Source organism: Amycolatopsis sacchari, from assembly GCF_900114035.1.
In the GTDB taxonomy this organism is placed as follows: domain Bacteria; phylum Actinomycetota; class Actinomycetes; order Mycobacteriales; family Pseudonocardiaceae; genus Amycolatopsis_E; species Amycolatopsis_E sacchari.
The window spans coordinates 516348-540476 of sequence record NZ_FORP01000001.1; the positions used below are offsets into that span (position 1 = coordinate 516348).

General features: G+C 71.3%; 23 protein-coding genes and 2 pseudogenes. 17 read left to right on the forward strand and 8 right to left on the reverse strand.

Annotated features, from left to right (window positions below; translation table 11 throughout):
• Positions 1-77: 77 nt before the first annotated feature.
• Entirely contained in the window at positions 78-917 is an 840-nt protein-coding gene (locus tag BMZ92_RS02500) for a mycofactocin-coupled SDR family oxidoreductase (protein ID WP_091504000.1), read from the reverse strand.
• A 166-nt stretch (positions 918-1083) separates the two neighbouring features.
• Between BMZ92_RS02500 and BMZ92_RS02505 the strand changes: the two genes are divergently transcribed.
• The 4 genes from BMZ92_RS02505 to BMZ92_RS02520 all read left to right on the forward strand — a co-directional run bounded on the left by BMZ92_RS02505 (position 1084) and on the right by BMZ92_RS02520 (position 5541).
• Positions 1084-1959, forward strand: a complete 876-nt coding sequence (locus tag BMZ92_RS02505; RefSeq protein WP_091504001.1) for a mycofactocin-coupled SDR family oxidoreductase — start codon at positions 1084-1086, stop codon at positions 1957-1959.
• A gap of 61 nt (positions 1960-2020) precedes the next feature.
• Positions 2021-2977 (forward strand): substrate-binding domain-containing protein, encoded by a 957-nt coding sequence (locus BMZ92_RS02510; protein WP_177228506.1) that lies wholly within the window; start codon positions 2021-2023, stop codon positions 2975-2977.
• Positions 2964-4511, forward strand: coding sequence for a sugar ABC transporter ATP-binding protein (locus BMZ92_RS02515; protein WP_091504003.1), 1548 nt, complete (start codon positions 2964-2966; stop codon positions 4509-4511). Before BMZ92_RS02510 ends, BMZ92_RS02515 begins: the two co-directional genes overlap by 14 nt.
• A complete protein-coding gene (locus tag BMZ92_RS02520) occupies positions 4501-5541 on the forward strand; it encodes an ABC transporter permease (protein WP_091504004.1) in 1041 nt (346 codons plus the stop codon). The genes BMZ92_RS02515 and BMZ92_RS02520 overlap by 11 nt, the downstream gene beginning before the upstream one ends.
• A 67-nt stretch (positions 5542-5608) precedes the next feature.
• Here BMZ92_RS02520 and BMZ92_RS02525 read toward each other — a convergent pair.
• The 3 genes and pseudogenes from BMZ92_RS02525 to BMZ92_RS02530 all read right to left on the reverse strand — a co-directional run.
• Positions 5609-6622: pseudogene (locus BMZ92_RS02525) on the reverse strand (MFS transporter); the annotation flags it as partial.
• Positions 6623-6647: 25 nt separating this feature from the next.
• A pseudogene (locus BMZ92_RS38645) lies at positions 6648-6776 on the reverse strand (PhoD-like phosphatase N-terminal domain-containing protein); the annotation flags it as partial.
• Between the two features lie 107 nt (positions 6777-6883).
• Positions 6884-7918 carry an LLM class flavin-dependent oxidoreductase gene (locus BMZ92_RS02530; protein ID WP_091504006.1) on the reverse strand — a complete coding sequence of 345 codons (1035 nt, stop codon included), beginning with the start codon at positions 7916-7918 and terminating at the stop codon, positions 6884-6886.
• Positions 7919-8164: 246 nt separating this feature from the next.
• Between BMZ92_RS02530 and BMZ92_RS02535 the strand changes: the two genes are divergently transcribed.
• A complete protein-coding gene (locus BMZ92_RS02535) occupies positions 8165-10084 on the forward strand; it encodes a glycoside hydrolase family 3 protein (RefSeq protein WP_218153376.1) in 1920 nt (639 codons plus the stop codon).
• Positions 10085-10135: 51 nt separating this feature from the next.
• Here BMZ92_RS02535 and BMZ92_RS02540 read toward each other — a convergent pair whose 3' ends face one another.
• Positions 10136-11101 (reverse strand): DNA polymerase domain-containing protein, encoded by a 966-nt coding sequence (locus tag BMZ92_RS02540; protein ID WP_091504007.1) that lies wholly within the window; start codon positions 11099-11101, stop codon positions 10136-10138.
• Between the two features lie 98 nt (positions 11102-11199).
• On the opposite strand from BMZ92_RS02540, the gene BMZ92_RS02545 reads away from it, so the two are divergent.
• Together BMZ92_RS02545 and BMZ92_RS02550 are read left to right on the forward strand one after the other, a co-directional pair.
• Positions 11200-11511 (forward strand): hypothetical protein, encoded by a 312-nt coding sequence (locus tag BMZ92_RS02545; protein ID WP_091504008.1) that lies wholly within the window; start codon positions 11200-11202, stop codon positions 11509-11511.
• Positions 11512-11583: 72 nt separating this feature from the next.
• Positions 11584-12780 carry a cation:proton antiporter gene (locus BMZ92_RS02550; RefSeq protein WP_091504009.1) on the forward strand — a complete coding sequence of 399 codons (1197 nt, stop codon included), beginning with the start codon at positions 11584-11586 and terminating at the stop codon, positions 12778-12780.
• Between the two features lie 4 nt (positions 12781-12784).
• Here the strand turns inward: BMZ92_RS02550 and BMZ92_RS02555 are convergent, their stop codons facing one another.
• Together BMZ92_RS02555 and BMZ92_RS02560 are read right to left on the reverse strand one after the other, a co-directional pair.
• Positions 12785-13042, reverse strand: a complete 258-nt coding sequence (locus BMZ92_RS02555; protein ID WP_091504010.1) for a hypothetical protein — start codon at positions 13040-13042, stop codon at positions 12785-12787.
• Positions 13032-14114, reverse strand: a complete 1083-nt coding sequence (locus BMZ92_RS02560; RefSeq protein WP_091504011.1) for a terpene synthase family protein — start codon at positions 14112-14114, stop codon at positions 13032-13034. Before BMZ92_RS02560 ends, BMZ92_RS02555 begins: the two co-directional genes overlap by 11 nt.
• 320 nt (positions 14115-14434) lie before the next feature.
• On the opposite strand from BMZ92_RS02560, the gene BMZ92_RS02565 reads away from it, so the two are divergent.
• From BMZ92_RS02565 to BMZ92_RS02605, 9 genes are all read left to right on the forward strand, one after another.
• On the forward strand, positions 14435-15529 hold the full coding sequence (locus BMZ92_RS02565) for a polyprenyl synthetase family protein (RefSeq protein ID WP_091504012.1): 1095 nt from the start codon (positions 14435-14437) through the stop codon (positions 15527-15529).
• Positions 15530-15549: 20 nt separating this feature from the next.
• Positions 15550-16176: an ABC transporter ATP-binding protein gene (locus BMZ92_RS02570; RefSeq protein WP_218153377.1), complete on the forward strand. Its 627-nt coding sequence runs from the start codon at positions 15550-15552 to the stop codon at positions 16174-16176.
• Positions 16173-17105: an ABC transporter permease gene (locus BMZ92_RS02575; protein ID WP_091504014.1), complete on the forward strand. Its 933-nt coding sequence runs from the start codon at positions 16173-16175 to the stop codon at positions 17103-17105. Before BMZ92_RS02570 ends, BMZ92_RS02575 begins: the two co-directional genes overlap by 4 nt.
• A gap of 18 nt (positions 17106-17123) precedes the next feature.
• Complete coding sequence (locus tag BMZ92_RS37210; protein WP_091504015.1) at positions 17124-17603, forward strand: hypothetical protein; 480 nt, start codon at positions 17124-17126, stop codon at positions 17601-17603.
• Between the two features lie 114 nt (positions 17604-17717).
• A complete protein-coding gene (gene crcB / locus BMZ92_RS02585; RefSeq protein WP_091504016.1) occupies positions 17718-18194 on the forward strand; it encodes a fluoride efflux transporter CrcB in 477 nt (158 codons plus the stop codon).
• A complete protein-coding gene (gene crcB, locus BMZ92_RS02590; RefSeq protein WP_091504017.1) occupies positions 18191-18556 on the forward strand; it encodes a fluoride efflux transporter CrcB in 366 nt (121 codons plus the stop codon). Before crcB (BMZ92_RS02585) ends, crcB (BMZ92_RS02590) begins: the two co-directional genes overlap by 4 nt.
• 123 nt (positions 18557-18679) lie before the next feature.
• Positions 18680-19255: a M15 family metallopeptidase gene (locus BMZ92_RS02595; protein WP_143249778.1), complete on the forward strand. Its 576-nt coding sequence runs from the start codon at positions 18680-18682 to the stop codon at positions 19253-19255.
• A 36-nt stretch (positions 19256-19291) separates the two neighbouring features.
• Complete coding sequence (locus BMZ92_RS02600; protein WP_091504316.1) at positions 19292-19987, forward strand: response regulator transcription factor; 696 nt, start codon at positions 19292-19294, stop codon at positions 19985-19987.
• Entirely contained in the window at positions 19984-21429 is a 1446-nt protein-coding gene (locus tag BMZ92_RS02605) for a sensor histidine kinase (RefSeq protein ID WP_091504018.1), read from the forward strand. Before BMZ92_RS02600 ends, BMZ92_RS02605 begins: the two co-directional genes overlap by 4 nt.
• Here BMZ92_RS02605 and BMZ92_RS02610 read toward each other — a convergent pair.
• Positions 21383-22438, reverse strand: coding sequence for a LacI family DNA-binding transcriptional regulator (locus BMZ92_RS02610; RefSeq protein WP_091504019.1), 1056 nt, complete (start codon positions 22436-22438; stop codon positions 21383-21385). The genes BMZ92_RS02605 and BMZ92_RS02610 overlap by 47 nt on opposite strands.
• Before the next feature lie 172 nt (positions 22439-22610).
• On the opposite strand from BMZ92_RS02610, the gene BMZ92_RS02615 reads away from it, so the two are divergent.
• Positions 22611-24128, forward strand: coding sequence for a sugar ABC transporter ATP-binding protein (locus BMZ92_RS02615; RefSeq protein WP_091504020.1), 1518 nt, complete (start codon positions 22611-22613; stop codon positions 24126-24128).
• The last annotated feature ends 1 nt before the right edge of the window (position 24129 follow it).

Sequence of the window (24129 nt, forward strand, 5' to 3'; positions counted from 1 at the left end):
GGCTCGCGGCCATACGGCGAGCCACCCGCTTCCGTGCTTCAGGAGCCGGGGACCGCGGTCCACGACCCCGCGCGGCGTCACTTGATGAGGACTCCGGCGTCGATCGGGAGGGTGATGCCGGTGACGTAGCGAGCGGCATCACTGGCCAGGTAGACCACGGCCTCGGAGACGTCCGAAGCTTCGACCCACGGGATCGGCATGACGTGGAAGTCGTGGTACGGCGAGCTCGGGTCGAGCGCGTCCTCGCGCGTGGGGTGCTCGAGGTGGGCGAGGAAGATCTTCCGTATCACGTCGTTGTCGATCATGTCTGTGTCCACATTGGTCGGACAGACCACGTTGACGCGGATCCGCTCCTGGCCGAGCTCGACCGCCAGGGTCCTGGCGAGGCCGACCACGCCGTGCTTGGCCGAGGTGTAATGGCCGAGCTGCGGCACCGCCTTGAGCCCGGAGACCGAGCTGGTGACGATGATCGAGCCGCCCTCGCCCTGCTCCCGGACGATCGGCAGGGACGCCTTGAGGGTGTGCCACACACCGGTGAGGTTGATGTCGATCATCTGCTGCCACATGAGCGGCTCGATCTCCAGCGCCGGGGCGATGGTGCAGATACCGGCGTTGGCGACCACCACGTCGAGGCGGCCGAGCTCGGCCACTCCGGCCTGAACGGCTTGCTCGAGCCGGGCGAGGTCACGCACGTCGGCCTTGGTGGCGAAGATGCGCCGGCCGAGCGCCTCGACGGCCCGTACGGTCTCGTCCAGGTCCGCCTTGGTGGCCAGGGCGTAAGGCACCGACTCCACGTCCTCGCAGATGTCCACCGCGATGATGTCCGCGCCCTCGCGCGCCAGGTGCAGGGCGTGGCTCCGTCCCTGTCCGCGGGCGGCACCGGTCACGAAAGCCACCTTTCCGTCCAGTCTCCCCATCACGTCTCTCCCGTCTTTGGTCGATCGGATCGATCACGACGCTAGGTGTGCGGGTCGCTGACGGCACTGTTGCGATTTCTTACGTCTGAAGCTCTTTCGCCGCTGCGATTCTTCCGGTGTCCGCCGCCACGGCGCAACGAGGCACGTAGCAGAAGGGACCAGGAACGTGGGACGACTTGCTGGAAAGGTCGCACTGATCACCGGAGCCGCACGCGGCCAGGGACGCGCACACGCCGTCCGGCTCGCCGAGGAGGGCGCGACGATCATCGCGACCGACCTGTGCGAGCAGCTGGACAACGTCGGCTACCCGCTCGCGACTCCGGCCGACCTCGAGGAGACGGCTCGTTTGGTCGAGAAGCAGGACCAGGCCTGCCTCGCCGTCAAGGCCGACGCTCGCGACGCGCAGCAGATGGCCGCCGTCGTGGCCCAGGCCATCGCGGAGTTCGGGAAGATCGACATCCTGGCCGTCAACCACGGGATTCTCATCGCGGAGCCGTGGGACCAGTGGACGGAACACGACTGGAACACGGTCATCGACACGAACCTGAACGGCGTCTGGAACGCCACCCGGCCGGTGTTGCCGCACATGGTCGAACAGGGGTCCGGGTCGGTCATCTTCACCGCGTCGGTCTCCGGGCTGCTGGCCCAGGTCGGCATGCTGCCTTACAACGCCTCCAAACACGGAGTGGTCGGCCTGATGCGCTCGCTGGCCGCCACCATGGGGCCGCACAACGTGCGGGTGAACACCGTCTGTCCCGGCAACGTCGGATCGCCGATGCTGCTCAACGACATGATCGCCAAGATGTTTTCCGGCGGTGCAGCGGACGCCACGATCGACGACATCCGGTTCCCGGCGCAGGCCATGAACCTCCTCCCCGTGCCGTGGGTCGAACCGGTCGACGTCTCGAACGCGGTGCTGTTCCTCGCCTCGGACGAGGCCCGCTACATCACCGGCACCAATCTCACCGTCGACGCGGGCTTTTTCACCACCCCTCGTGGCGTCCCGGCGATCGCCGCCGAGCGTCTGGCCGCACTGGACTGACCGCCGGATCTCTTCCCGGTGCCCACAACCTCAGGGAATCACCATGAAATTCTCCTACCGGGTGGCAGCCGTCGGCGCGTCACTCCTGCTGGCCTCCGCGTGTGCCGCCACGGCCGGCTCGAACAAGAAGGACGGCGACTACGTCATCGGCGTGACCACCCTGTTCTCGTCGCCGATCATCAACGAGTACACCCGCGGCATGCAGGAGGCCGTGCAGGGGACCGGCGTCACCCTCAAGATCAACACCTCCGACAGCGACGTTTCCAAGGAAGCCTCGCTCATCGACACCTACATCACCCAGCACGTCGACGCCATCCTGGTCGACCCGATCTCCGCCAACGGCTCCGTCCCGGCGATCCGGCGGGCGGTGAACGCCGGCATAACGGTCCTGTGTTACGACACCTGCATCGAGGACAGTGCCCGGCAGCAACTGATCAAGGGCTACCTGACCTCCGACCAGGAGGGGCTGGGACGCACCGCCGGTGAGGCCGCGGCGAAATACATCACCGAGAAGCTCGGCGGTCATGCCAAGATCGGGATTCTCAGCTGCGACGCGAGCTACGCCATCTGTGGCCAGCGTCAGAAGGGTTTCGAGTCCGCGCTGGCGCCCGGCTCGTACGACATCGTGGCCAAACAGGAGGGTTACGTCGTCGACAAGGCCAAGCCACTGGCCTCCGACATGCTCACGGCACACCCCGAGCTCAACCTCATTTTCGGGCAGAACGAGGGCAGCGCGATCGGCGCCGCGCTGACCGTCAAGTCCGACCAGCGCGCCGGCGTGCACGTCTTCGGAATCGACATCACCACGGTCATCGCCGATTTGATGCTGCAGCCCGACCCGGCGCTGCTGTTCACCGCCGGACAGGACGCGGGCAAGCTCGGCGCCGACGCCGTCCGCGCCACCGTCGCCGTGCTGAACGGGACGCCGCCGGTCAAGGAGACCCAGCTCATCGCCGCGGTTCCCTATTCCGCCGACCACCCGGAGACCCTCCGTGCCTACATCGATGAGCGCAAGTAGCGCCCCGGGCACGCTCCCGGCCATCTCGGTCCGGGGGGCGAGCAAGGCCTACGGTTCACTCCAGGCGCTGCGTGATGTCGACCTCGAGGTGGCGCCCGGTGAGGTCCGGGCTCTCCTCGGGCTCAACGGGGCGGGCAAATCGACACTGGTGAAGATGCTCAGCGGTGTGGTCGTCCCGGATGCCGGGGTGATCCGCGTTGCCGGGGCCGAAACCGTTTTCCGTTCCCCGCACCACGCTATGGGCTGCGGGGTCGCCACCGTCCATCAGGAGCTGAGTCTGGTACCGGGGCTCAGCGTGGCCGACAACGTTTTCCTGGGACGGTGGCCGACGCGGCCCGGGTCCGTCGTCGACCGCCGCGCCCTGCAGGATGCGGCGAAGCAGGTGCTCGAACGCGTGCACTGCTCGGTGGCTCCGGCCACGCGGACCGGGAAGCTGTCCATCGGTCAGCAGCAGCTCGTGGAGATCGCGCGGGCCGTGGGGCGGGAGTCACGGGTCCTGATCCTCGACGAGCCGACCAGCTCCCTGTCTGCGCAGGAGGCGGACGACTTGATCGCGCTCGTGAAGCGGCTTGCGGCGACGGGCGTGGCGGTCATCTACATCTCGCACCGCATGGACGAGATCCACTGTGTCGCGGATTCGGCGACCGTGCTGCGGGACGGTCAGCTGGTCGGCACGGTGGCGATGGCGGAGACCACCTCGAGAGCGCTGTTCGGGATGATGACCGGACACCGGCAGCTCGAACCCGGCGAGGCGCCCGCTCGTCCGGTGGACTCGCCGGTGGTGCTGAAGGTGCGCGGCCTGCGCAGCGACGCACTCCGCGGAATCTCCTTCGACCTCCGCGAAGGGGAGCTGCTGGGCGTGGCCGGGGTACTCGGCTCCGGCCGCACTAGCCTGCTCGAGGCGCTGGCCGGCGCGCGGCCGAGCACGGGTGCGGTCACGGTGAACGGCGTCTCCGCCGAGCGCCGCACCGTGGGCCGGATGAGGCGCCACGGAGTCGGGCTCGCGCCGGAGAACCGCCGTACGCACGGACTGGCGATGTCCCTGCCGATCCGGAGCAACATCCTGATGGGATGTCTGCCCCTCGTGAGCCGGGCGGGCGTGGTCTCGTCGGGCTCCGGGGGGCGCCTGCTGCGGCAGACGATGGAGCGTCTCAGGGTGCACTGGCGGCTCAACGATCCGCCGTCGACCCTCAGCGGTGGCAACCAGCAGCGGGTGGTGCTCGGGCGCTGGCTCGCGAACGGGGCCACCGTGCTCCTCCTGGACGAGCCGACGCGTGGCGTCGACATCCGGGGCAAGCGCGAGATCTACGACCTGCTGCTGGAGCTGTCCGCTTCCGGCGTCAGCACCATCTTCGCCACGTCCGAGTTCGAGGAGCTGTACCGGCTCGCCACGCGTTCGCTGGTGCTCCGGCACGGAGAACTCGTCGGGGACGTCGACTTGCGCGACACCGGCGAGGAGCAGCTGATGATGCTCGCGATGGGCGAGGAAGGACTCTCACTACCGACGAGGACGGGGACCGACAATGAAGACTGACCTGGCCGAGCCCGCCGCCACCGAACTTGTGCGGCCTGCACGCCCGAGCTTGCTCGCGCGCATCAAGCATCTGGATCACATCGGGCTGCTGACGGCGACGGTCCTGCTCTTCGTGGTCCTGTCGCTCTGCGCGCCGTACTTCATGACGACCAAGAACCTGCTCAACGTGCTGCAGCAGTCCGCGTTCGTCGGTGTGATCGCGCTGGCGATGACCTTCGTGATCGTCGCCGGAGAGATCGACATCAGCGTGGGGTCGGCGATGGCGTTCGCCTCCTCCTTGTTCGGGGTTCTGGTCACCGACCACGGGTGGTCGCTGCCGCTGGCCGCACTCGCGGTGCTGCTCGTGGGTGCGGTCACCGGGCTGCTCGCGGGGCTGGTACGTGTCTGGTTCGACGTGCCGTCCTTCATCGTCACGCTGGCGCTCTTCAGCATTTTGCGCGGTCTCGCCCAGATGCTGACCGACGCCGTGCCCGTGCAGATCTCCAGCGCGGGGTTCAGCCAGTGGGGCAACGGCGACGTGTTCGGCGTACCGGTGCCGGCCGTCATCATGTTCCTGTTCCTCGCCGTGAGCTGGTTCGTGCTGACCCGCACGACCTTCGGCCGCTCGGTCTTCGCGGTCGGCGGGAACCCGGACGCGGCCCGGCTCTCCGGCATCAGCGTTGGCCGCATCCGCGCGCTGGTGTTCGGCCTCACCGGAGCGGCCGCGGGGCTGGCCGGCGTCCTGCAGTCCGCGCAACTGAGCTCAGGGGACTCCACCATCGGGGTGGGCGCTGAGTTCACGGCGATCTCCGCGGTCATCATCGGCGGTGCGAGCCTGTTCGGTGGCCGGGGTTCGGTGGTCGGAACCTTCCTGGGGGTCATTTTTCTCGGACTCCTCAACAACGGGATGGTGCTGCTGGACCTCAGTTCGTATGCGCAGGGTGTGGCCCGCGGTGTCATCGTCCTGCTGGCTGTCGTCATCAGCACCCGGCGGGAGGGCGTGCGCCTGCGCACTCTGCTCGGGTTCGTGTTCCGGCGCGCCCGATCCTGAAGCACCGGCGGTCGGCTTCGGAGCGCGACGTGCGCATCCGCGCTGAGCAGCCCGCTCGGCGTGCTGCTCAGCGCGGATCGGCGAAATCCTCCGGCTCGATGGCGGACGTGCGCGTTTCGGGTTTTCCGGTTCGCAGGATCAGGCCGCAGGCCACGGCACCGGCGGCGAAGATCGCGCACGAACACCAGAACGCCACGGCATAACCGTGGATCGCGGCGTCCGCCTGGACGATCCGGCTGGTGCCGTCCTTGCCGGCGAGGTACCGGGTCAGCGCGGCGGCGGCGATTGAGTTGAGCAGTGCGATGCCGACCGAGCCGCCGATCTGCTGGGCGACGTTGACGGTGGCCGAGGCGACGCCGGCGTCCTGGGACTGGACGCCGGTGGTGCCGGCGTTCATCGCGGGGGCGATGGTGGCGCCGACACCGAGGCCGAAGAGCATCAGTGGGCCGAGGATGTTTCCGGTGTAGGAGCCGGCCGGGCCGATGCGGGTGAGCCAGGCCATCGCGCCTGCCGCGATGAGCATGCCGGCCGCCACCGGGAACCTCGCGCCGAAGCGGGGGTAGAGCTGCGTGGTGCACGCTCCTCCGGCGATCACGAGGGTGGCGACCATCGGCAGGAACGCGACGCCGGTCATGGCCGGTGAGTAGCGCAGGCTCTGCTGCATGTAGTAGTTCAGGAACAGGAACTCGCCGAACAGGCCGATGCCGCCGATGAAGATGGCGAGGTGCAAGCCGCCGCGGGTGCGGTCGAGAACGACGCAGCGGCAGCAGCGGGTGCACGGCGCGGGTCTGCCACCAGGCGAACACCGCGAGCAGGGCCACGCCTCTGGCAAGGAAACCCCAGGTGCCCGGAGCGGACCAGGGGTGTGATTCCGCGCCGGCGAACCCGTAGACGACACCGAACAGGCCCACGCAGCCGATGAGCGTGCCGGGGACGTCCAGTCGCGGCCCCCGGCTGGTCTTGGCCTGGCGAGGGAGAGAACAGCGGCACCGATGACGGCCATGAGGCTGATGGCGACGTTGACGTAGAGCGTGAACCGCCAGTTGAGGAATTCGGTGAGTATGCCGCCGAGGAGCATGCCGACCGCGGCACCCGGGCCGGAGACACCGCCGAACCTCGACGTGCACCGCGTGTGCGTCCTCCGGTGTGGCGAGCACGGTGCCGCTCCGCTCGACGCGGGAAAACCGCTCGTCGGCCGCGACCTGCCACTCCACGGGTACCGGTGCGCCAGGCATGCCGCCGAGCCCGGCGAGCGCGGTCGCACCGAGTGCGGCCGCGCTCGCCGGGCAGCACGCGGCGGTTCGGTCTCATACCCCGGACACGGGCGGGACGGCGACGCGGCTCAGTCGCCGAGCGCCTTGCGCACGCGCGGCAGGACTTCGGTGCCGAGCAGTTCGATCGCCGTCATGACCTTCTCGTGCGGTACGCCGGACCAGTCCATCTGCATCGCGTACCGGTCGGCGCCGGTCAGCTTGCCCACGCTGATGATGCGGTCGGCGACCTCCTCGGGCGTGCCGACGAACAGGGCCTGCGCGTTGTGGGTGTAGGCGTCGTACTCGGCGCGGGTGGGGATCGGCCAGCCGCGGGCCTTCGCCCCGTACTTCATGGTTTCCAGCCAGTACGGGTAGAAGGTGTCCTTGGCCTCCTGCGCAGTCCTCGCGATGAAGCCGATCGCACCCATCGTGACGTGCAGGTCCTCCTTCGCGTGCCCCACCGACTCGCCTGCGCGGCGGTAGAGGTCGACCAGCGGGGCGAAGCGCTCGGGGCGCCCGCCGATCACCGCGTAGACCACGGGCAGGCCGAGCAGGCCGGCGCGGGCGGAGGACTCCGGGTTGCCGCCGGTGCCGATGGAGATGCGCAGGTGGTCGCGGTACGGGCGCGGGTAGATCTGGGCGTTTTCCAGCGGCGGGCGGAACCGGCCGGACCACGTGAGCGGGCGCTCGCGGTCGATGCGCAGCAGCAGGGCAAGCTTCTCGTCGAACAGGTCGTCGTACTCGGCCAGGTCGGCGCCGAACAGCGGGAAGGACTCGGTGAAGGAGCCGCGCCCGGCGAGCAGTTCGGCGCGGCCGCGGCTGAGCTGGTCGAGCGTGGTGAACTGCTGGTACAGCCGGACCGGGTCTTCGGTGGAGAGCACGGTGACGGCGCTGCTGAGGGTGATCTGCCGGGTCACGCTCGCGGCGGCCGCGAGGACGGTGCCGGGGTTGGAGATCGCGTAGTCCTCCAGGTGGTGCTCGCCCAGCCCGTAGAACGACAGGCCCAGTTCGTCGGCGAGCTTGATGCGCTCGAGCGTCTGCGCGAGCTTGTCCGCCACGGAGTCCTGCTCGCCGGTGAGGGGGTCGCGGTGGCGGTCGCCGAAGCTGTAGATGCCGAGTTCCATGGTCCCTGCCTTTGGTTGACGTGTCATCGACACTAACAGGACGAGCCGCGCTTTTAGTCCGCGCGGGAGTGGACCGGACCAGTGCCGAATGCGACTTTCGGACCCTTCCCTCCCGCCGGGTTGTGGAATATGTTGTGACGCGCAACATTGCTCGATCGAGCGGCTCCACCCACCCCGACGGGCCGGCGCACTTCTGGCGCGGCCCGACCCGGTCCTGCACGCACCCTGCAACGGAGGAGGATTCGTGTGAGAACGCTTTCCCGCAGACGCAGTTCCCGCTTCGCGGGGGCGGTGCTCGCGGCCGCCGCGCTGACCGCGACCGCGGTACCCGCCGCGAGCGCGGCGCCGGTCACCGCCGAGCGCACCCCGGCCTACCTCAACGCCCGGCTCCCGGTCGCCCAGCGGGTCGCGGACCTGCTCGGCCGGATGACGCTGGCGGAGAAGGTCGGCCAGATGACCCAGGCCGAGCGCGGCGCCATCGACTCCAGCCAGCAGCAGATCACGGACCTCGCCCTCGGGTCCGTGCTCTCCGGCGGCGGTTCGACGCCCGCGGACAACACCCCGGCCGGCTGGGCGGACATGGTCGACGGCTACCAGTCGCGAGCGCTGGCCACGCGGCTGCACATCCCGCTGCTGTACGGCGTGGACTCGGTGCACGGCCACAACAACCTGGTCGGTGCCACGATCTTCCCGCACAACATCGGTCTCGGCGCCACGCGTGATCCGCGGCTGGTGCGCGAGGTCGAGCACATCACCGCCACCGAGACCAGGGCGACGGGCCCGCAGTGGGCGTTCGCGCCGTGCGTGTGCGTCGCGCGGGACGACCGGTGGGGCCGCACCTACGAGTCGTTCGGCGAGGACCCGAAGCTGGTCCAGCAGATGACGACGGCGATCGACGGGTTCCAGGGCACCAGCCCGAAGGACCTCGCGAAGCCGGACCACGTGCTGGCGACCGCGAAGCACTTCGCCGGTGACGGCGACACCACCTACGGCACGTCGACGAGCGGTACGTACACGACCGACCAGGGTGTGACGATCACCGACTGGCAGCACTTCGCGCAGGTCGACCTCGCGCCCTACGTCACGGCGGTCCAGCAGCACGACGTCGGCAGCATCATGCCGTCGTTCTCCAGCGTGCAGTGGACCGACCGGCCGGGCAGCACGCCGGTGAAGATGACGGCGAACAAGGAACTGCTCACCGACGTCCTGAAGCGCAAGATCGGCTTCGACGGGTTCCTGATCAGCGACTGGGAAGCCATCCACCAGCTGCCGGGCGACTACGCCACGCAGGTCCGCACCGCGGTCAACGCGGGCGTGGACATGTTCATGGAGCCCTACAGCGCGCCGCAGTTCGTGTCGACGCTGACCGCCGAGGTGCAGGCGGGCCGGGTGCCGGTGTCCCGCATCGACGACGCCGTGAGCCGGATCCTCAAGGCGAAGTTCGAGCTGGGCCTGTTCGAGCACCCCTACACCGACCGCTCGAACGCCGGTACGATCGGTTCGCCGCAGCACCGGGCCGTGGCGCGGCAGGCGGTCGCCGAGTCGCAGGTGCTGCTGAAGAACTCGGGTGGCGCGCTGCCGCTCAAGCCGTCGCAGAAGATCTACGTGGCCGGCGTGAACGCCGACGACCTCGGCAACCAGGCCGGTGGCTGGACGGTGACGTGGCAGGGGCAGTCCGGGAACACGAGCTTCCCGGGCACCACGATCCTGCAGGGCATCCAGCAGGTGGCGCGGAACGTCACCTACAGCGCGGACGCGTCGGCGCCGACCGCCGGTGCGGACGTGGGTGTCGTCGTGATCGGTGAGACCCCTTACGCGGAGGGCGTCGGCGACGTGGGCAACGGCCACACGCTGAACATCTCGGCCGCCGATCGGGCGAACATCGACAAGGTGTGCGGCGCGATCAAGACGTGCGTCGTGCTCGACGTCGCGGGCCGGCCGCAGATCGTGACCGACGAGCTGGGCAAGATGGACGCCTTCGTGATGTCCTGGCTGCCCGGCAGCGAGGGCGCGGGCGTGGCCGACGTGCTGTTCGGCAAGAAGCCGTTCACCGGGAAGCTCTCGGTGAGCTGGCCGCGCAGCGAGGCGCAGGAGCCGATCAACATCGGTGACCGGAACTACGACCCGCTGTTCCCCTACGGCTACGGGCTCACCACCCGCCGGTAGCCCCGCCGGACCCGGTGCCCGCCTCGTTCCCGCGGCGCGGTGGGCACCGGGTCATCCCCCTTCGGCTTGACGCCGGGCGCGAGCCCGGCGTTTTCCTTCGTGCATGGCCTGGACGCGGGCGATGGGGATGGCCCTGCCCTCCTCGACGAGGTCCTCCGGCAGCGGCTGGGGCTCGGGCATCAGCTCGGCCCACGGGTCGGCGTCGCCGAGGCGTTCCAGCGCGGTGCGGATCGTGAAGTCGCCCGGGGTCCCGGAGTCCAGCTCCGCCCAGTCGAGGGGGAAGGACACCGGCAGCCCCGGGCGCACGCGGGGGCTGTACACCGAGACCACGGTCGCGCCGCCGGCGCGGGTGGAGTCGAGGAACACCTTGCCGTGCCGGTCCTCCCTGATGAACGCGGTGGTCGCGAGCGCGGGGTCGAGCCGCTCGGCCCGCGCGCCCAGCGCCCGCCCGGCCGCGGCGGCCTGCTCGGCGTCCACGCCCGGGGCCAGCGGGACGAAGACGTGCACCCCCTTGGCGCCGCTGGTCTTCACCGCTCCGGCGAGCCCGCTGTCGGCGAGGGCCTGGCGCACCAGGTGCGCCGCCTGGACCGCGAGTGCGAACGAGTCGTCCTGCTCGGGCGGGTCGAGGTCGAGCACGAGGTGGGTGGGGTGCTGCGGCTCGCTCGCGGCGGCGAGGCCGGGGTGGTACTCGATGGCGCGCTGGTTGGCGAACCACAGCAGGGTGCGCCGGTCGTCGCAGAGTGCGTAGGTGACCTGGCGGCGGGAGCTCTCGGCCCACAGGGTCGTGCGCGGTACCCACTCCGGCGTGTACTTCGGCAGGTTCTTCTGCATGAACGCGTCCTGCCCGCGCAGCACGCGGATGACCGACAGGGGGCGGCCGCGCAGGGCGGGCAGCATCCGGTCCGCGACGGCGTCGAGGTAGTCGACGAGGTCGCGTTTGACGGCTCCCGCGCCGTCGAACAACGGCTGGTCCAGGTGGGTCAGCGCGACGCCGTCGCGTTCGTCGTTCCCGCTCATCCGGACAGCCAACCAGGCGCGGCCCCGGTCGGCAACTGTCTACTGTGGACTCGACTGTCTGGTACACTGAGGACGACGGCGGGAACGAGAGGGGTGGCATGCGGGGTACCGGGGAGCGGATTTCCCGGCACCGGTCCGTGTTCCTGCTGCTCGCCGTCGCCACCTTGCTGCTGTCGCTCGCGACGCCGACCTGGCCCGGTGCCGCTCCCCGGCACACCGACCGCGTCGCCGTGCTCGCGCAGCAGCCGTTGCCGCACTGCGCGGTCGCGTCCGTGCCCGTCGTGCTGCCGCCCGGCTGCCCCGAACCGCCGCCGTTGCGTCCCGCGCTGGACGCGCCGAGGGTCGCGTCGTGGGTGACCCGGCCCGGCGTGCCGTCTCACGTCTCCGCACGGGATCCCCCGGTCTCCTAGGCACCGAATCCCGTCCACGCCACCACTCCCGACCGGGGTGGTGTGCTTCCGCCTGCCTTTCGGAGACCCCTCATGACGACCGGACACGCCCTGCTCGCCGTCGGCGGTGCCTTCCTGGCCGCCGGCCTGCTCGCCCGAGCCGGCCGCCGCATCGGCCTTCCCACCATCGCCCTGTTCATGCTCGCCGGATTCCTGTTCGGCCCCAACACCCCTGGACTGTCGCTTGTGGATGATCCGGCCGAGCTCGGTGTGCTGGCCGGGCTCGGGCTGGTGTTCCTGCTGTTCTCGCTCGGGCTGGAGTTCTCGCTCGGCGACCTGGTCGCCGGCGGGCGCAGGCTCGCCGCCGCGGGCGCGATCTACCTCGTGCTCAACATCGGCGGCGGGCTCGCCTTCGGGTTCGCGCTGGGCTGGGGGAGCAGGGAGGCGCTCGTGCTCGCCGGGGCCGTGGGCATCTCGTCCTCGGCGATCGTGACGAAGCTGCTGCTGGAGACCGGGCGGATGCGCCACCCGGAATCACGGCTGGTGCTGGGCATCGTCGTGCTGGAGGACGTCTTCCTCGCGCTGTACCTGGCGATGTTGCAGCCGGTGCTGGGAGCCGCCGACGGCCTGGGCGCGGCGCTGGCCGAGTTCGGCAAGGCGTTCGGGTTCCTGGTGGTGCTCGCGGCGCTCGCGCGGTGGGGCGGGCGCGCGGTGTCGCGTCTGCTCGGTTCGGCCGACGACGAACTGCTCACCGTGTGTTTCGTCGGGATGGCGGTGCTCGGGGCCGCGGTGGCCGAGGAGCTGGGGGTGTCGGACGCCATCGGCGCGTTCATGGTGGGTGTGCTGCTGGGCGGCTCCTCGGCCGCGCCGCGCATCCACCGGCTGGTCCAGCCGCTGCGGGACGCGTTCGGCGCGTTGTTCTTCTTCATCTTCGGCCTGAGCATCGACCCGCGTGCGGTGGGCCCGGTCGTGGTGCCGGTGCTCGTGGCGGTGGTGCTGACGGTCGTGCTGAACCTCGCCGCCGGCGCGGCCGCGGCGAAGCTGCACTCCTACGACCGGCAGGCCGCGGTGAACGTGGGTCTGACGGTGCTCACGCGGGGTGAGCTGTCGCTCGTGCTGGCGGCGCTGGCCGGTGCCGCGGGGCTGGATCCGCGGATCTCTCCCTTCGTCGCGGGGTACGTGCTGCTGCTCGCGGTCGTCGGGCCGCTGGCGGTGCTGCGCTCGGACCGCCTCACGCGCCTCCTGCCCGCCCGGCTGTTCCGCGTGGAGGCGGGCAGGCCGGGCGGGTGAGGCGTCAGGACTGCGGGACCATGAGCGGCTCGTTGCGCAGGTACAGCACCGGTCCCACGCAGTGCCACTGGCCGGGCAGCCAGCGGCCGGCGAGCTGCCCGGCCATGCCGGCGGCCTCGCAGAAGTAGCTGCTGCCGAAGTCCTGCACCTTGGTCCAGTCGCCGTCGTCGGACGTCACGGCCGACGCCGGGAGCGGGGCCAGCACCAGTGCGGTGCCGGCCGCGGCGGCGGTGGCGAGGCGGCGGACGGTCCTACGGTTCATGTCTCCTCCACGGGGTTTCCAACGGGTCCCACCACCAGGCGATGGCGGGGATGGGCAACGGGTCCTGCCGGGTGTCGGAGGGCGTGCCGGCCCAGCCCGGCCCGGCGGACACCGGCTGGGCGCCGTAGCCGCGGTAGCGCGGCACGCGCAGCGCCCAGTCGGTGTTGCCGCGGATCGCGTGCCCGAGGCAGTCCAGGTACGCGCGGAGCGCGGGGCTCGCGTCCGGTCCGGACGCGACCCGCTCCCGCACGGTCAGGAACCGCGCCATGACGCGGTCCCTGAGGCGGTAGGCCTCGGCGAGGGCCTCCTCGGGGGAAAGTCCCTCGGCGGCACGCAACACGGTGATCAGGTTCTGGTCGGTGTGGTCCTCGGTGGTCTCCTTCCGGTGGGAGTGCAGGTCGTTGTCCCACGACGCGATGAGGTTGGCCATTTCGGTCAGTGCGCGCACGGCCGGGGAGTCCAGCTCCGCGGCCGGTACCTCGGCCCCCATCGCGATCTCCAGCAGGGCGAGGGTGGGCGGGCCACCCGAGCTGCCCAGCCGCATCGCGGTGTAGTCGTCCAGGGTGGGCACGCGGCCCGCGGCCCGGTTCGCCACCTGCCAGGCGACGCCGAACAGCCAGGCGCGGTGGGCGTCGGCGAACCGGCGGGCCTGCACCGGGGTGCCGCAGGCGGCGATGGCGCGGCCGATGTCCTGCAACGCCAGGACGAACGGGTCGCCGGAGGACGGGTCGTGCCACGGGTTCTCCAGCGCCCGCTGCAGCGGGCCGACCATGGCCAGGAACCGGGCAGGGTCCGCGCTCAGCTCGCCGGCGTCGCACCGCACGTCGTCGAACGCGAATCCCCAGTAGACCCAGTGCACCGCGGCCTGGAGCCCGTCCCGGCACCCGTGCGGGGCGAACCGGGCGTAGAACTCGGCGCTGTTCGTGCCGAGCACGCGGGCGCGCCCGCGTGCGTCCCCGTAGAACCGGAACCGGTCGAGCCAGGTGACCGCCGTGCGCTCGATCTCGTCGACGTCCGGGTGGATCGCCGGCTCGATGGGGCAGTAGAACGGGCGCAGCTCGAGCGTGGTCATGGGCGGCTCCTGGCAGGACGTGCGGGCACGACGGCGGAAAAAGCCGTGCGCGAAAAGGGATTTCGGATTTTCCGGCGAGCGCCGGTGAGATCACTATGACCGCCCCCGCCGCCCGGCAGCAACAGCAGTCACGCGAACGAGTAGCGGATTGCCTTGGTGCGCAAGGGGTTTACGCAGCGGTGCGGGTTTCGCCCATCCGGTCGGTGCGGGCGGCCCGGACGAGTGGTGGGGATCGCCCCCTGGTTTTGCCCGTGGTGCCGGTGTTATCTAGCGCGACGGGCGCCGGCACGCCCGGAACCGTCGTTTCGCGAGGAGGCACCATGTCAGCTCGGCTCGTCGACGTGTCACCGGCCCCCGAGCCACGGGCACCGGTGGAAGGGGACTTCGGCTGGTTGCGGCGCCGCGTCGACGCGGTGCTCGACGAGTTCCTGGAGGCGCAGGCGCGGCACCCGGTGGACGCGTGCCTGCCGCCGCTCGTCGACGTCGTGCGGGAGTTCGTGCGCGGCGGGAAACGGCTGCGGCCGCTGTTCTGCTACTGCGGCTGGCTGGCCGCGGGGGGTGCGCCGGAGGGCGGCCCGGTGGTGAAGGTGGGAGCGGCGCTGGAGCTGTTCCACACGTTCGCGCTCATCCACGACGACCTGATGGACTCCTCGCGGCTGCGGCGCGGCCGCCCGACCGTGCACCGGGTGCTCGCGGACCGGTACTCCGGCAAGGACTCCGAAGCGGCGGCCCGGTTCGGGCTCAACGCGGCCATCCTGGTCGGCGACCTGTGCCACGCCTGGTCGGACGAGCTGCTGTGCGCGGCGGGCGAGCGGTGGCGCCGGCGCGCGGAGCCGGTGCTGCACGCGATGCGCACGCAGGTGATGGCGGGCCAGTACCTCGACCTGGCGGGGGAGCGGACGGACGACGCGCTCGACCGCAGCTGGCGCGCGCTGCGGCACAAGACCGCCGGGTACACGGTGGAGCGTCCGCTGCAGGTCGGGGTGATGCTCGCCGACGGCGGCCCGGAGGTGCTGCGGCTGTGCACCGCCTACGGCAGGCCGCTCGGTGAGGCGTTCCAGTTGCGTGACGACCTGCTCGGGGTGTTCGGCTCGCCCGAGGTGACCGGCAAACCGGTGCTCGACGACCTGCGCGAGGGCAAGCCGACCGTGCTGATGAACCTGACGTGGCAGCGGGCGGGTGCCCGGCAGCGGGCGGTGATCAAGGAGCTGCACGGGAACCGGGAGCTCGACGACGCCGGTGCCGAGCGGCTGCGGGAGATCATCCGCCGGACGGGTGCGGACTCCGCCGTCACCGAGCTGATCGAGCTGAAGACCGCGCAGGCGCTCGCCGCGCTCGACGCCGCACCCGTCCCGGCGCGGGCGCGCACCGCCGCCACCCAGCTCGCCGACGCCGTCGCGCGGCGCACCCGATGACCGCCGAGGAAGGAGACCGAGTGTCCACGAAGGACCCAGTTCTGCACGCGATCGACCTGCACAAGTCCTACGGGCACCGCAGTGTGCTGTCCGGGGTGGAGTTCGAGCTGCGCCCCGGTGAGCTGCTGGGGATCATCGGCGAGAACGGTGCGGGCAAGAGCACCCTGCTGCAGATCCTCGCCGGCGTGCTGCGGGCCGACCGCGGCGAGGTCCTGCACCGGGGCAGCCTCGGCTACTGCCCCCAGCGCATCGTCGTGAACGACGAGCTGACCGTGGGCCAGCACCTGCGGTACTTCCAGAGCGCGTACCACATCGCGAGCCTGGCGCGCGCCGAGCAGCTGCTGGAACGGCTCGGGCTGGCGCCCTACCGCACGATCCGCGCCGGTTCGCTCAGCGGCGGCACCCGGCAGAAGCTCAACCTCACGCTCGCGCTGATGCACGACCCGGACGTGGTGCTGATGGACGAGCCGTACCAGGGTTTCGACTGGGAGAACTACCTGACGTTCTGGCAGCTGGCCACGGAGCTGCGCGACACCGGGCGGTCGGTGCTGGTGATCTCCCACATCGCGCACGACACCGAACGGTTCGACCGGCTGTTCCACCTGGAGTCGGGCCGGGTCGTGGCGGCCGAGCGGGTGGCGTCATGACCACGGTGCAGACACTGGTCACCGGCGCGCGACGGTGGCGGGCGGACGTGCTGGGCGGCACCACGTGGCAGGCGGCGCTGCTGCGGGCCGTCGGGTTCGAGACGGCGCAGCACCTGCGCAACCGGCTGGCGCTGACGCTCGTGGTGTTTTTCATCCCGGTGTGGCTGGCGATCGTGCGCACGATCATCCCCGCGCGGCCGGTCGCCTACCTGTCGCGCATCACCGACGCGCCGATCACGGTCGACGCGGGGCGGCTGGCGCTGATCTCGGCCGTGCTCAACGCGACCACGCTGATCATCGGGTTCATGTTGTTCGCGACGGTGCGGCGGGCGCGCGAGTTCGACCAGCGGCTGGTGCTGGCGGGGTACCCGCGCCCGTGCCTGCTGCTGGCGAAGCTGATCGGGCTGGGGCTGGTCGCGCTGACGGTGGGCGGCTACGCCACGATCGTGCTGTCGCTGTACACCGACGTGCGCCAGCCGGGGCTGCTGTTCCTGAGCCTGGTCGCGGGCGGGCTCGTCTACGGCGGGCTGGGGATCGCGCTCGGGGTCGCGGTGAGCACCGAGCTCGCCGGGATGTTCGTGATCATCATGGTCAGCCTCGTCGACGTGATGGTGCAGAACCCGGTGATCAACCCCGGCCGCAACCAGACGGTGCTGCAGTTCCTGCCGACCTACGGGCCGATGCAGAGCGCGGTGGCGGCGACGTTCACCGACACGGGGTCGTTCGGGTACCTGATGCTGGGACCGTTGTGGCTGCTGGTGTTCGCGTTGTTCGGACTGTCGGCGTTCTACCTCCGGACGAAGGACCACACGCGCAGCGAGGCCGATGCCCCCACGGCCGCGGTGACGGTGCGCCTGCTGCCGGACGGCACCTTCGAGATCGAGTCGCGCCGGGGTCCCGTCGTCGTTCAGGAGGTCGAGCGGCGCTGAGCCGCGCTATCGTGAACCATGCGCTTCCGGTGGCGCAGTTCCCCCGCGCACCGCGGTGGCCAGGGCGATGTGGCCCTCGATCCGGCCGCCGCGCGGTCACTGCGGCCGGTGACGCTCCTGGAACTGGTCCGGCGAGCGATCGCGTTGCAGGCGGAGGCGCACGAGGTGATCGTCGCGTGCGGGCGCCCGGGGGAGACCCCGTGGGCGGTGGCGCGGCGCGGCCGCCGGGTCGCGGGTGAGTACGCGCGGCTGCAGGGCTGGGCGCAGGACCTGTGCGAGGACGAGGCACCGGGGTCGCTGCCCCGGCGGGTGGCGGAGCTGCTCACCTACCACACCGAGATGCTCGACCTGAGCCTCAAACTGGCGTTCCCCCGGTACCGCTCGGAGCGGCTCGAGGCGCGGCGCCGGGCGCTGACGGGGCTGGGCGAGCCCGCGCGGGTGCTGCGCGAAACCGAGGTGGAGCTGCGGTTGTGGGCCGGGGACCCGGGGTCGTCGTGATGTCCTAGACTGGGCGCGGCGGTGGGGCCCGCCGCATCCCGCACGGGGGAAACCGCGAGACGTTCGCCAACGGTCCCTGCCAGTGACTCGACGCTGCTGGTGGAGGCAGACCGCATGCACGACCCCGTGGACCCCGACGTGTCGCTCGCCGTGCCGCAGCAGCGGCGGGAACTGCGTGACCGGCCCGGCACCGTACTCGGCGTGATCGCCCTCGGTGGCGCGAGCGGGGCGCTCGCGCGGTACACCGTCGGCGCGCTGCTGCCGCACCAGGCCGGGCAGTGGGCGTGGTCCACGCTGCTGATCAACGTGAGCGGCTGCCTCGCGATCGGGGTGCTGATGGCGCTCATCGAGCACGTCTGGCCGCGACAGCGGCTGCTCCGCCCGTTCCTCGGCGTCGGTGTGCTGGGCGGCTACACGACGTTCTCCACGGCGACGCTCGACGTCGTGCAGCTGGTCGACGCCCACCGGCCGGCGCCGGCGTTGCTCTACCTCGGCGGCACCGCGCTCGCCGCGCTGGCAGCGGTCGCGCTCGGTTCGCTGGCGACCACCGCGTTGCTCACCCGGCCCGCTGCTGAGGGAGAGCTGTCGTGACGGTGCTGCTCGTCGCGCTCGGCGCCGCGGTCGGTGCGCCGGCGCGGTACCTGCTCGACCGCGCGGTGCAGGCGCGGCACGGCTCCCGGTTCCCCTGGGGCACGCTGACCGTCAACGTGCTCGGCTGTTTCCTGCTGGGACTGCTGACGGCGCTGCCCGCCCCGTCGCTGCTCGCGTCCTTGCTGGGCACGGGTTTCTGCGGCGCGCTGACGACGTATTCGACGTTCAGCTACGAGACGTGGAAACTGGTGCGCTCCGGTTCCTGGCTGCCCGCGGTCTCCAACATGGTGGTGTCGCTGGTCGCCGGGCTCGGCGCGGCATACGTGGGCATCGTGTTCGCTGGCGCCTGGTTATTCCGTTGACGGCCTGCCGGACCATTCCTTTGTGGACGGCCGGCCGAGCGGTCGCCGATCCGTCACATCTTGTCGAGAACCGGTCACAAAACCCGGGCAGCACCGGCACCCCGGCGGCCGATCGTCGGAGGCATGACCGAACCGACCACACCGCGTGCCGCCGGGTACCGGGAACCGGTCCTGCGCGTGGCCACGTTCGTCCTGGCCGTGTTGTTGCTCCCGGTCGCGGCGCTGCGAGCACCCCGCCGGGCACGGCACGTGGCCTGCCAATGGGCGCTGGGCCTGCGGTTCCCCGGGGAGACCTTGGCGGGGCTGTCCCCGGAAACCCGGGCGGCGTTCACCCGCGCCCGTACGGTGGGGTTCTGGCGGGACGGCCAGCTGATCGGCCTCACCTCGGGACACCGGGACAGCGGCGAGCAGCTGCGGCTGTACGCAGCCGAAGTCCGGCGCACCGGGTCCGACGAGGCGGCGCGGCGGCGCGTCCTGCCGCCGGAGGAATCCGCCCACGTCCGGGGGACGGCGCTGGACGTCCGCCCGCGCGAAGGCGCGCGGTGGCTGGAACAGCACGGCGCGCAGTACGGCCTCCACCGGACCTACGACAACGAGTGGTGGCATTTCGAGTACTTCCCCGCGGACGCCGGCCCCCCGCCGCGCCGCGCACACCCCGGAACGGTGGCATCGCCCCGTCCCGCCCGCGCGGCGCGATAGGTTCGGATCCGTACCACCGGAGGAGGGGAGGTGCCGGTGTCCCGGTTGCTGTTGGTCGAGGACGACGCCGTGCTGGCGGAGGTGCTGTCCCGCGCGCTGCGCGACCTCGGCCACGCGGTCACCGTCGCGGGCAGCGGTGAACAGGCGCTGGAATCGTTGTACGAGCACGGAAACCCCGTCGATCTCGTCCTGCTGGACGTGATGCTGCCCGGTGTCGACGGCTTCGAGGTGTGCCGGAGGATCCGCGCCCGCGACACCACGCCGGTGATCCTGCTGACCGCGCGCGGCGACCCGATCGACGTCGTCGCCGGGCTGGAGGGCGGCGCCGACGACTACGTGGTCAAACCGGTCCAGCCGCGGGTGCTGGACGCCAGGGTGAAGACCGTCCTGCGCCGCGCCACGCCCGCGGCGCCGCCCGACGCGGCGCCGCCGGTGCTCACCCTCGGTGAGCTCGCCGTCGACCGGGCCGCCTGGCTGGTGACGCGTGGCGGCGAGGAGGTCCACCTCACGCCGACGGAGCTGCGCCTGCTGTTCGAGTTCGTCGACCACCTCGGCCAGGCGCTCAGCAGGCGCACCCTGCTGCAGCGGGTGTGGGACTACGGCTACAGCGGGGACGCGAGGCTCGTGGACGCGGCCGTGGCCAGGCTGCGGGCGAAGATCGAGCCGGACCCGGCCAACCCCTCGTTGCTGCGCACCGTGCGGGGAGTCGGCTACCGGCTGGTCAAACCGTGAAGCGTCGCCTCGGGCTGGGCGCGCGGATCGCGATCACCGTGGTGCTGACCACCGTGGGGGCCTCCGCCGCGCTCGCCGTCGCGGTCTACACCACCCAGTCCGCCTCGGCGAGGGACCGCTTCGTCACCTCGGCGACTCTCGGGTTCCGGTCGGACGTGCAGCAGGCCGTGGAGCACCGCGCGCCCTGCCGGGCCGCGGTCCCCGACTGCACGGTGGACGCCGCCGCGGAGTACATGGGCGGGCGGCTCGGGCTGACCTGGGCGCTGGTCGACCTGCGGCAGGAGGCGCCCGGTCCGCGGGAGCGCGGGTTCGTCCCCGTCCAGGGGAACACCGGCTGGCGGGACGGTCAGCTCCCGGTCGACCGGGTCGAGCAGGCACGGGCCGCGGGCGGCGAGCCGGTGACCTACGACTACACCGGGCCCGACGGCTCGTTCTTCGTGGTGACCGGGCTGATCGCCCCGGGCATCGTACTGGCGGAGTTCTACAACACCGCCGGGCTCGACCGCGAGATCGGCAACCTGCGCACCCAGCTCGCCGTGCTGACCGTGGTGGTCGCCCTCACCGCGGCCGCCATCGCGTTGCTCGCGGTCCGGCAGATCCAGCGGCCGGTCCGGGCCGCGGCGGTGGCGGCGCGGCGGCTCGGGGCAGGCGCGCTCGACACCCGGTTGCCGGTCCACGGGCGGGACGAGCTCGCCGAACTCGCCGGGTCCTTCAACCTCATGGCGCAGCGGCTGGGCGAGTCGATCGACGAACTGCGCCGCAAGGACGCCCAGCAACGCCGGTTCGTCGCCGACGTGGCCCACGACCTGCGAACCCCGCTCGCTTCGCTGGCCGTGCTCACCGACAGCCTCGACAGCCCGGACCACCCCGACCGGGCCCGGTCGGTCGAGCTGCTCGGCACCCAGGTCCGCCGCCTCGGCGCCCTCGTCGAGGACCTGCTGGAGATCTCCCGCATCGACGCGGGCGTGGCGGAGTTCCGGCCCGAGCCCATCGACCTCGCGGAACTGGTGCGTGACGCGATCGGCATGGTCTCGACGGGGGAGGAGGTCGCGCTCACCGCGACCGGGGACACCACCGTCGAGGGTGACGCGCGGCGCGTGCACACGATCGTGCGCAACCTGCTCAGCAACGCCGAGCACCACGGGGCACCGCCGGTCGGCGTGACCATCGACGGCACCGACCCGCACCTGGTGACGGTGACGGTCGTGGACCACGGGCCGGGCGTGCCCGCCCACCTCGCTCCCGTGGTGTTCGACCGGTTCGTGCGCGGGGACCGCGCCCGGTCCTACACCGCGGGCAGCGGGCTGGGCCTGTCGATCGCCCAGGAGAACGCGATCATGCACGGCGGCCGGATCACGGTGCGCGACGTCGAGGGGGCGGGCGCCGCGTTCACCCTCACCCTGCCGCGTGGGTCGACGCCCGCACGACGAGTTCCGGGGTGAACACCACCTGCTGGTGCTCGTGGTGCGGATCGGCCGTCTCCTGCAGCAGGAGTTCCGCCGCCGTGCGGCCGAGCTGCCGCCGCGGCTGGCGGACCGAGGTGAGCGGGACCGCGGCGGCCGCCGCGAAGTCGATGTCGTCGTAACCCACGATCGCGAGATCGTCGGGCACCCGCAGGTGCAGGCTCACGCACGTCTGCAGCAGGCCCAGCGCCAGCAGGTCGTTCACGCAGAACGCCGCCGTCGGGCGCGCCGGCGCCGGCAGGCCGGCCAGGCGCGCGCCGGCGTTGCGGCCGTCGGCGACCGTGAGGCCCGCCGTGGTCAGGTCCACCAGGTGGTCCGGGCCCAGCCCGGCCTCCGCCAACGCCCGCAGCGCGCCCTCGCGCCGGTCCCGCACCTGGCCCGACGTCGCGGGGCTGCCGATGAACGCGATCCGCTCGTGCCCCCTCTCGACGAGGTGCTGGACCGCGATCATCCCGCCGTGCACGTCGTCCACCGCGACCGAGCAGTGCGTGGCCGCCGTGCGCGTGCGGTCCACGATCACCACCGGCGTGCCGCGCAGGGCGATTTCGTCCAGGACGGCCGCGTCGGGGTCGACCGGGGTGATCAGCACGCCCTGCACCCGCTGCTGCTCCAGCCTGCTCAGGTAAGCGCTTTCCCGTTCCGCGCGGTTGTCGCTGTTGCACAGGAACAGCGACAGGTCACCCTCGTCCGCCGCGTCCTCCACGCCCGCGGCGACGTCGGTGAAGAACGGGTTGCTGCCGTCGAGCATCACGTAACCCAGCACGCGGCTGCGCCCGGCGCGCAGCTGGCGCGCCGACTCGTTGCGCACGAACCGCAGCTCCGCCATCGCCGCCTCCACCTTCGCCCGCGTCCGCGGGCTGACGCGGTCCGGCCGGTTGAGCACGTTGGACACCGTGCCCAGTGAAACGCCGGCCAGCGCGGCCACGTCCTTGATCCCCGCGACGCGGGGTTCGGCCGGACCGGCCTCGTGGGCACCGTGCACCGCCATCGGAAAGCCTCCGTTGAAACGTAACAGCGAGGTGAATCCTGGTCGCGCAACGCGACCGGGAGCGAGAAAACCCCTTCTGATCAGCGGTGGAACGAGTTCATTGACAGTGTGATCGGATGCATAGTAGCGTCACCGCGCCAGGTTTGTGAAACCTTTCATTCCGGAGGTCGCGATGGAGCGCCCACACCCGGGCCGCGTGCCCCTGCTGGAGGTCCGCGGCGTCACGAAGTCCTTCGGGGCGGTCGCGGCCGTCGCCGGGGTCTCTTTCCCGCTGTACGCGGGGGAAGCGCACGCGCTGGTGGGGGAGAACGGTGCGGGCAAGTCGACCATCGTGAAGATGCTCGCCGGGGTGCACCGCCCCGACACGGGCACGCTGCTGGTGGACGGGCAGCCCGTCGAGTTCTCCTCACCCGCGGACGCGAAGGCCGCCGGGATCGCGGTGATCTACCAGGAACCCACGCTGTTCCCCGACCTTTCGGTCGCGGAGAACATCGTGATGGGCCGCCACCCGCGCGGCAGGCTGGGGATGATCGACCGCGCGGCGATCCGCGCCGAGGCCGAAGCGTTGTTCACGCGCCTGGGCGTCCGGATCGACCCGTCGCGGCCCGCCCGCGGGCTGTCCATCGCGGACCAGCAGATCGTGGAGATCGCGAAAGCGCTTTCCGCCGACGCGCGCGTGCTCGTCATGGACGAGCCGACCGCGGCGCTGAGCCTCGTCGAGGTCGAGCGGCTGTTCTCCGTCGCGCGAGCGCTGCGCGAAGAGGGGGCGGCGATCATGTTCATCTCGCACCGCTTCGAGGAGATCACGCAGCTGTGCCAGCGCGTCACGATCATGCGTGACGGCAGGCACGTCTCCACCGACCCGGTCGAGGACCTGAGCGTCGACGAGATGGTCAAGCGGATGGTCGGCCGTGAGCTGGACGCGTTGTTCCCCAAGCAGGACGTCGAACCCGGCGAGGTCGTGCTGGAGGTCGAAGGCCTGACCAGGGAAGGCGTTTTCCGCGACATCTCCTTCTCCGTGCGGGCGGGCGAGATCGTCGCCTTCGCCGGGCTGGTGGGGTCCGGCCGCTCGGAGGTCGTGCAGGCGGTGTTCGGGGTGGACGAACGCGACGCCGGAACCGTGAAGGTGGCCGGGAAGAAGCTGAAACCTCACGCGCCCCGCGCGGCGATGGCCGCGGGCATGGCTCTCGTGCCGGAGGACCGCCGTCAGCAGGGGCTGGTGATGGACCTGTCGATCGAACGCAACGTCACGCTGCCGCGCTCCCGCGCACTGTCCACTTTGGGCTTCCTCTTTGGACCAGGTGAGCGTCGTGAGGCGTTGCACTGGACGAAACGGTTGCAGACCAAGTACGGCCGCCTCGGCGACCCGGTGGGCACCCTCTCGGGCGGCAACCAGCAGAAGGTCGTGCTCGCGAAGTGGCTCGCGATGGCGCCGAAGGTGCTGATCGTGGACGAGCCCACCCGCGGAATCGACGTCGGCACGAAGGCGGAGGTGCACCGGCTGATGTCGGCGCTGGCCGCCGAGGGCGTCGCGGTCGTGATGGTGTCCTCGGAACTGCCGGAGGTGCTGGGCATGGCCGACCGGGTGCTGGTGATGCGCGAGGGCCACCTGGTGGCGGAGATCCCGCGCGCCGAGGCGACCGAGGACTCGGTGATGTTCGCGGCGATGGGACAAGGAGCCGCGGCGTGAA

What these genes read in the sequence shown, in the direction of transcription:
- BMZ92_RS02500 (WP_091504000.1), bottom strand. Translation starts at nt 917, where the DNA reads ATGGGGAGACTGGACGGAAAGGTGGCTTTCGTGACCGGTGCCGCCCGC.
- BMZ92_RS02515 (WP_091504003.1), top strand. Translation starts at nt 2,964, where the DNA reads ATGAGCGCAAGTAGCGCCCCGGGCACGCTCCCGGCCATCTCGGTCCGG.
- BMZ92_RS02520 (WP_091504004.1), top strand. Translation starts at nt 4,501, where the DNA reads ATGAAGACTGACCTGGCCGAGCCCGCCGCCACCGAACTTGTGCGGCCT.
- BMZ92_RS02530 (WP_091504006.1), bottom strand. Translation starts at nt 7,918, where the DNA reads ATGGAACTCGGCATCTACAGCTTCGGCGACCGCCACCGCGACCCCCTC.
- BMZ92_RS02540 (WP_091504007.1), bottom strand. Translation starts at nt 11,101, where the DNA reads ATGAGCGGGAACGACGAACGCGACGGCGTCGCGCTGACCCACCTGGAC.
- BMZ92_RS02545 (WP_091504008.1), top strand. Translation starts at nt 11,200, where the DNA reads ATGCGGGGTACCGGGGAGCGGATTTCCCGGCACCGGTCCGTGTTCCTG.
- BMZ92_RS02550 (WP_091504009.1), top strand. Translation starts at nt 11,584, where the DNA reads ATGACGACCGGACACGCCCTGCTCGCCGTCGGCGGTGCCTTCCTGGCC.
- BMZ92_RS02555 (WP_091504010.1), bottom strand. Translation starts at nt 13,042, where the DNA reads ATGAACCGTAGGACCGTCCGCCGCCTCGCCACCGCCGCCGCGGCCGGC.
- BMZ92_RS02560 (WP_091504011.1), bottom strand. Translation starts at nt 14,114, where the DNA reads ATGACCACGCTCGAGCTGCGCCCGTTCTACTGCCCCATCGAGCCGGCG.
- BMZ92_RS02565 (WP_091504012.1), top strand. Translation starts at nt 14,435, where the DNA reads ATGTCAGCTCGGCTCGTCGACGTGTCACCGGCCCCCGAGCCACGGGCA.
- BMZ92_RS02575 (WP_091504014.1), top strand. Translation starts at nt 16,173, where the DNA reads ATGACCACGGTGCAGACACTGGTCACCGGCGCGCGACGGTGGCGGGCG.
- BMZ92_RS37210 (WP_091504015.1), top strand. Translation starts at nt 17,124, where the DNA reads ATGCGCTTCCGGTGGCGCAGTTCCCCCGCGCACCGCGGTGGCCAGGGC.
- crcB (WP_091504016.1), top strand. Translation starts at nt 17,718, where the DNA reads ATGCACGACCCCGTGGACCCCGACGTGTCGCTCGCCGTGCCGCAGCAG.
- BMZ92_RS02595 (WP_143249778.1), top strand. Translation starts at nt 18,680, where the DNA reads ATGACCGAACCGACCACACCGCGTGCCGCCGGGTACCGGGAACCGGTC.
- BMZ92_RS02610 (WP_091504019.1), bottom strand. Translation starts at nt 22,438, where the DNA reads ATGGCGGTGCACGGTGCCCACGAGGCCGGTCCGGCCGAACCCCGCGTC.
- BMZ92_RS02615 (WP_091504020.1), top strand. Translation starts at nt 22,611, where the DNA reads ATGGAGCGCCCACACCCGGGCCGCGTGCCCCTGCTGGAGGTCCGCGGC.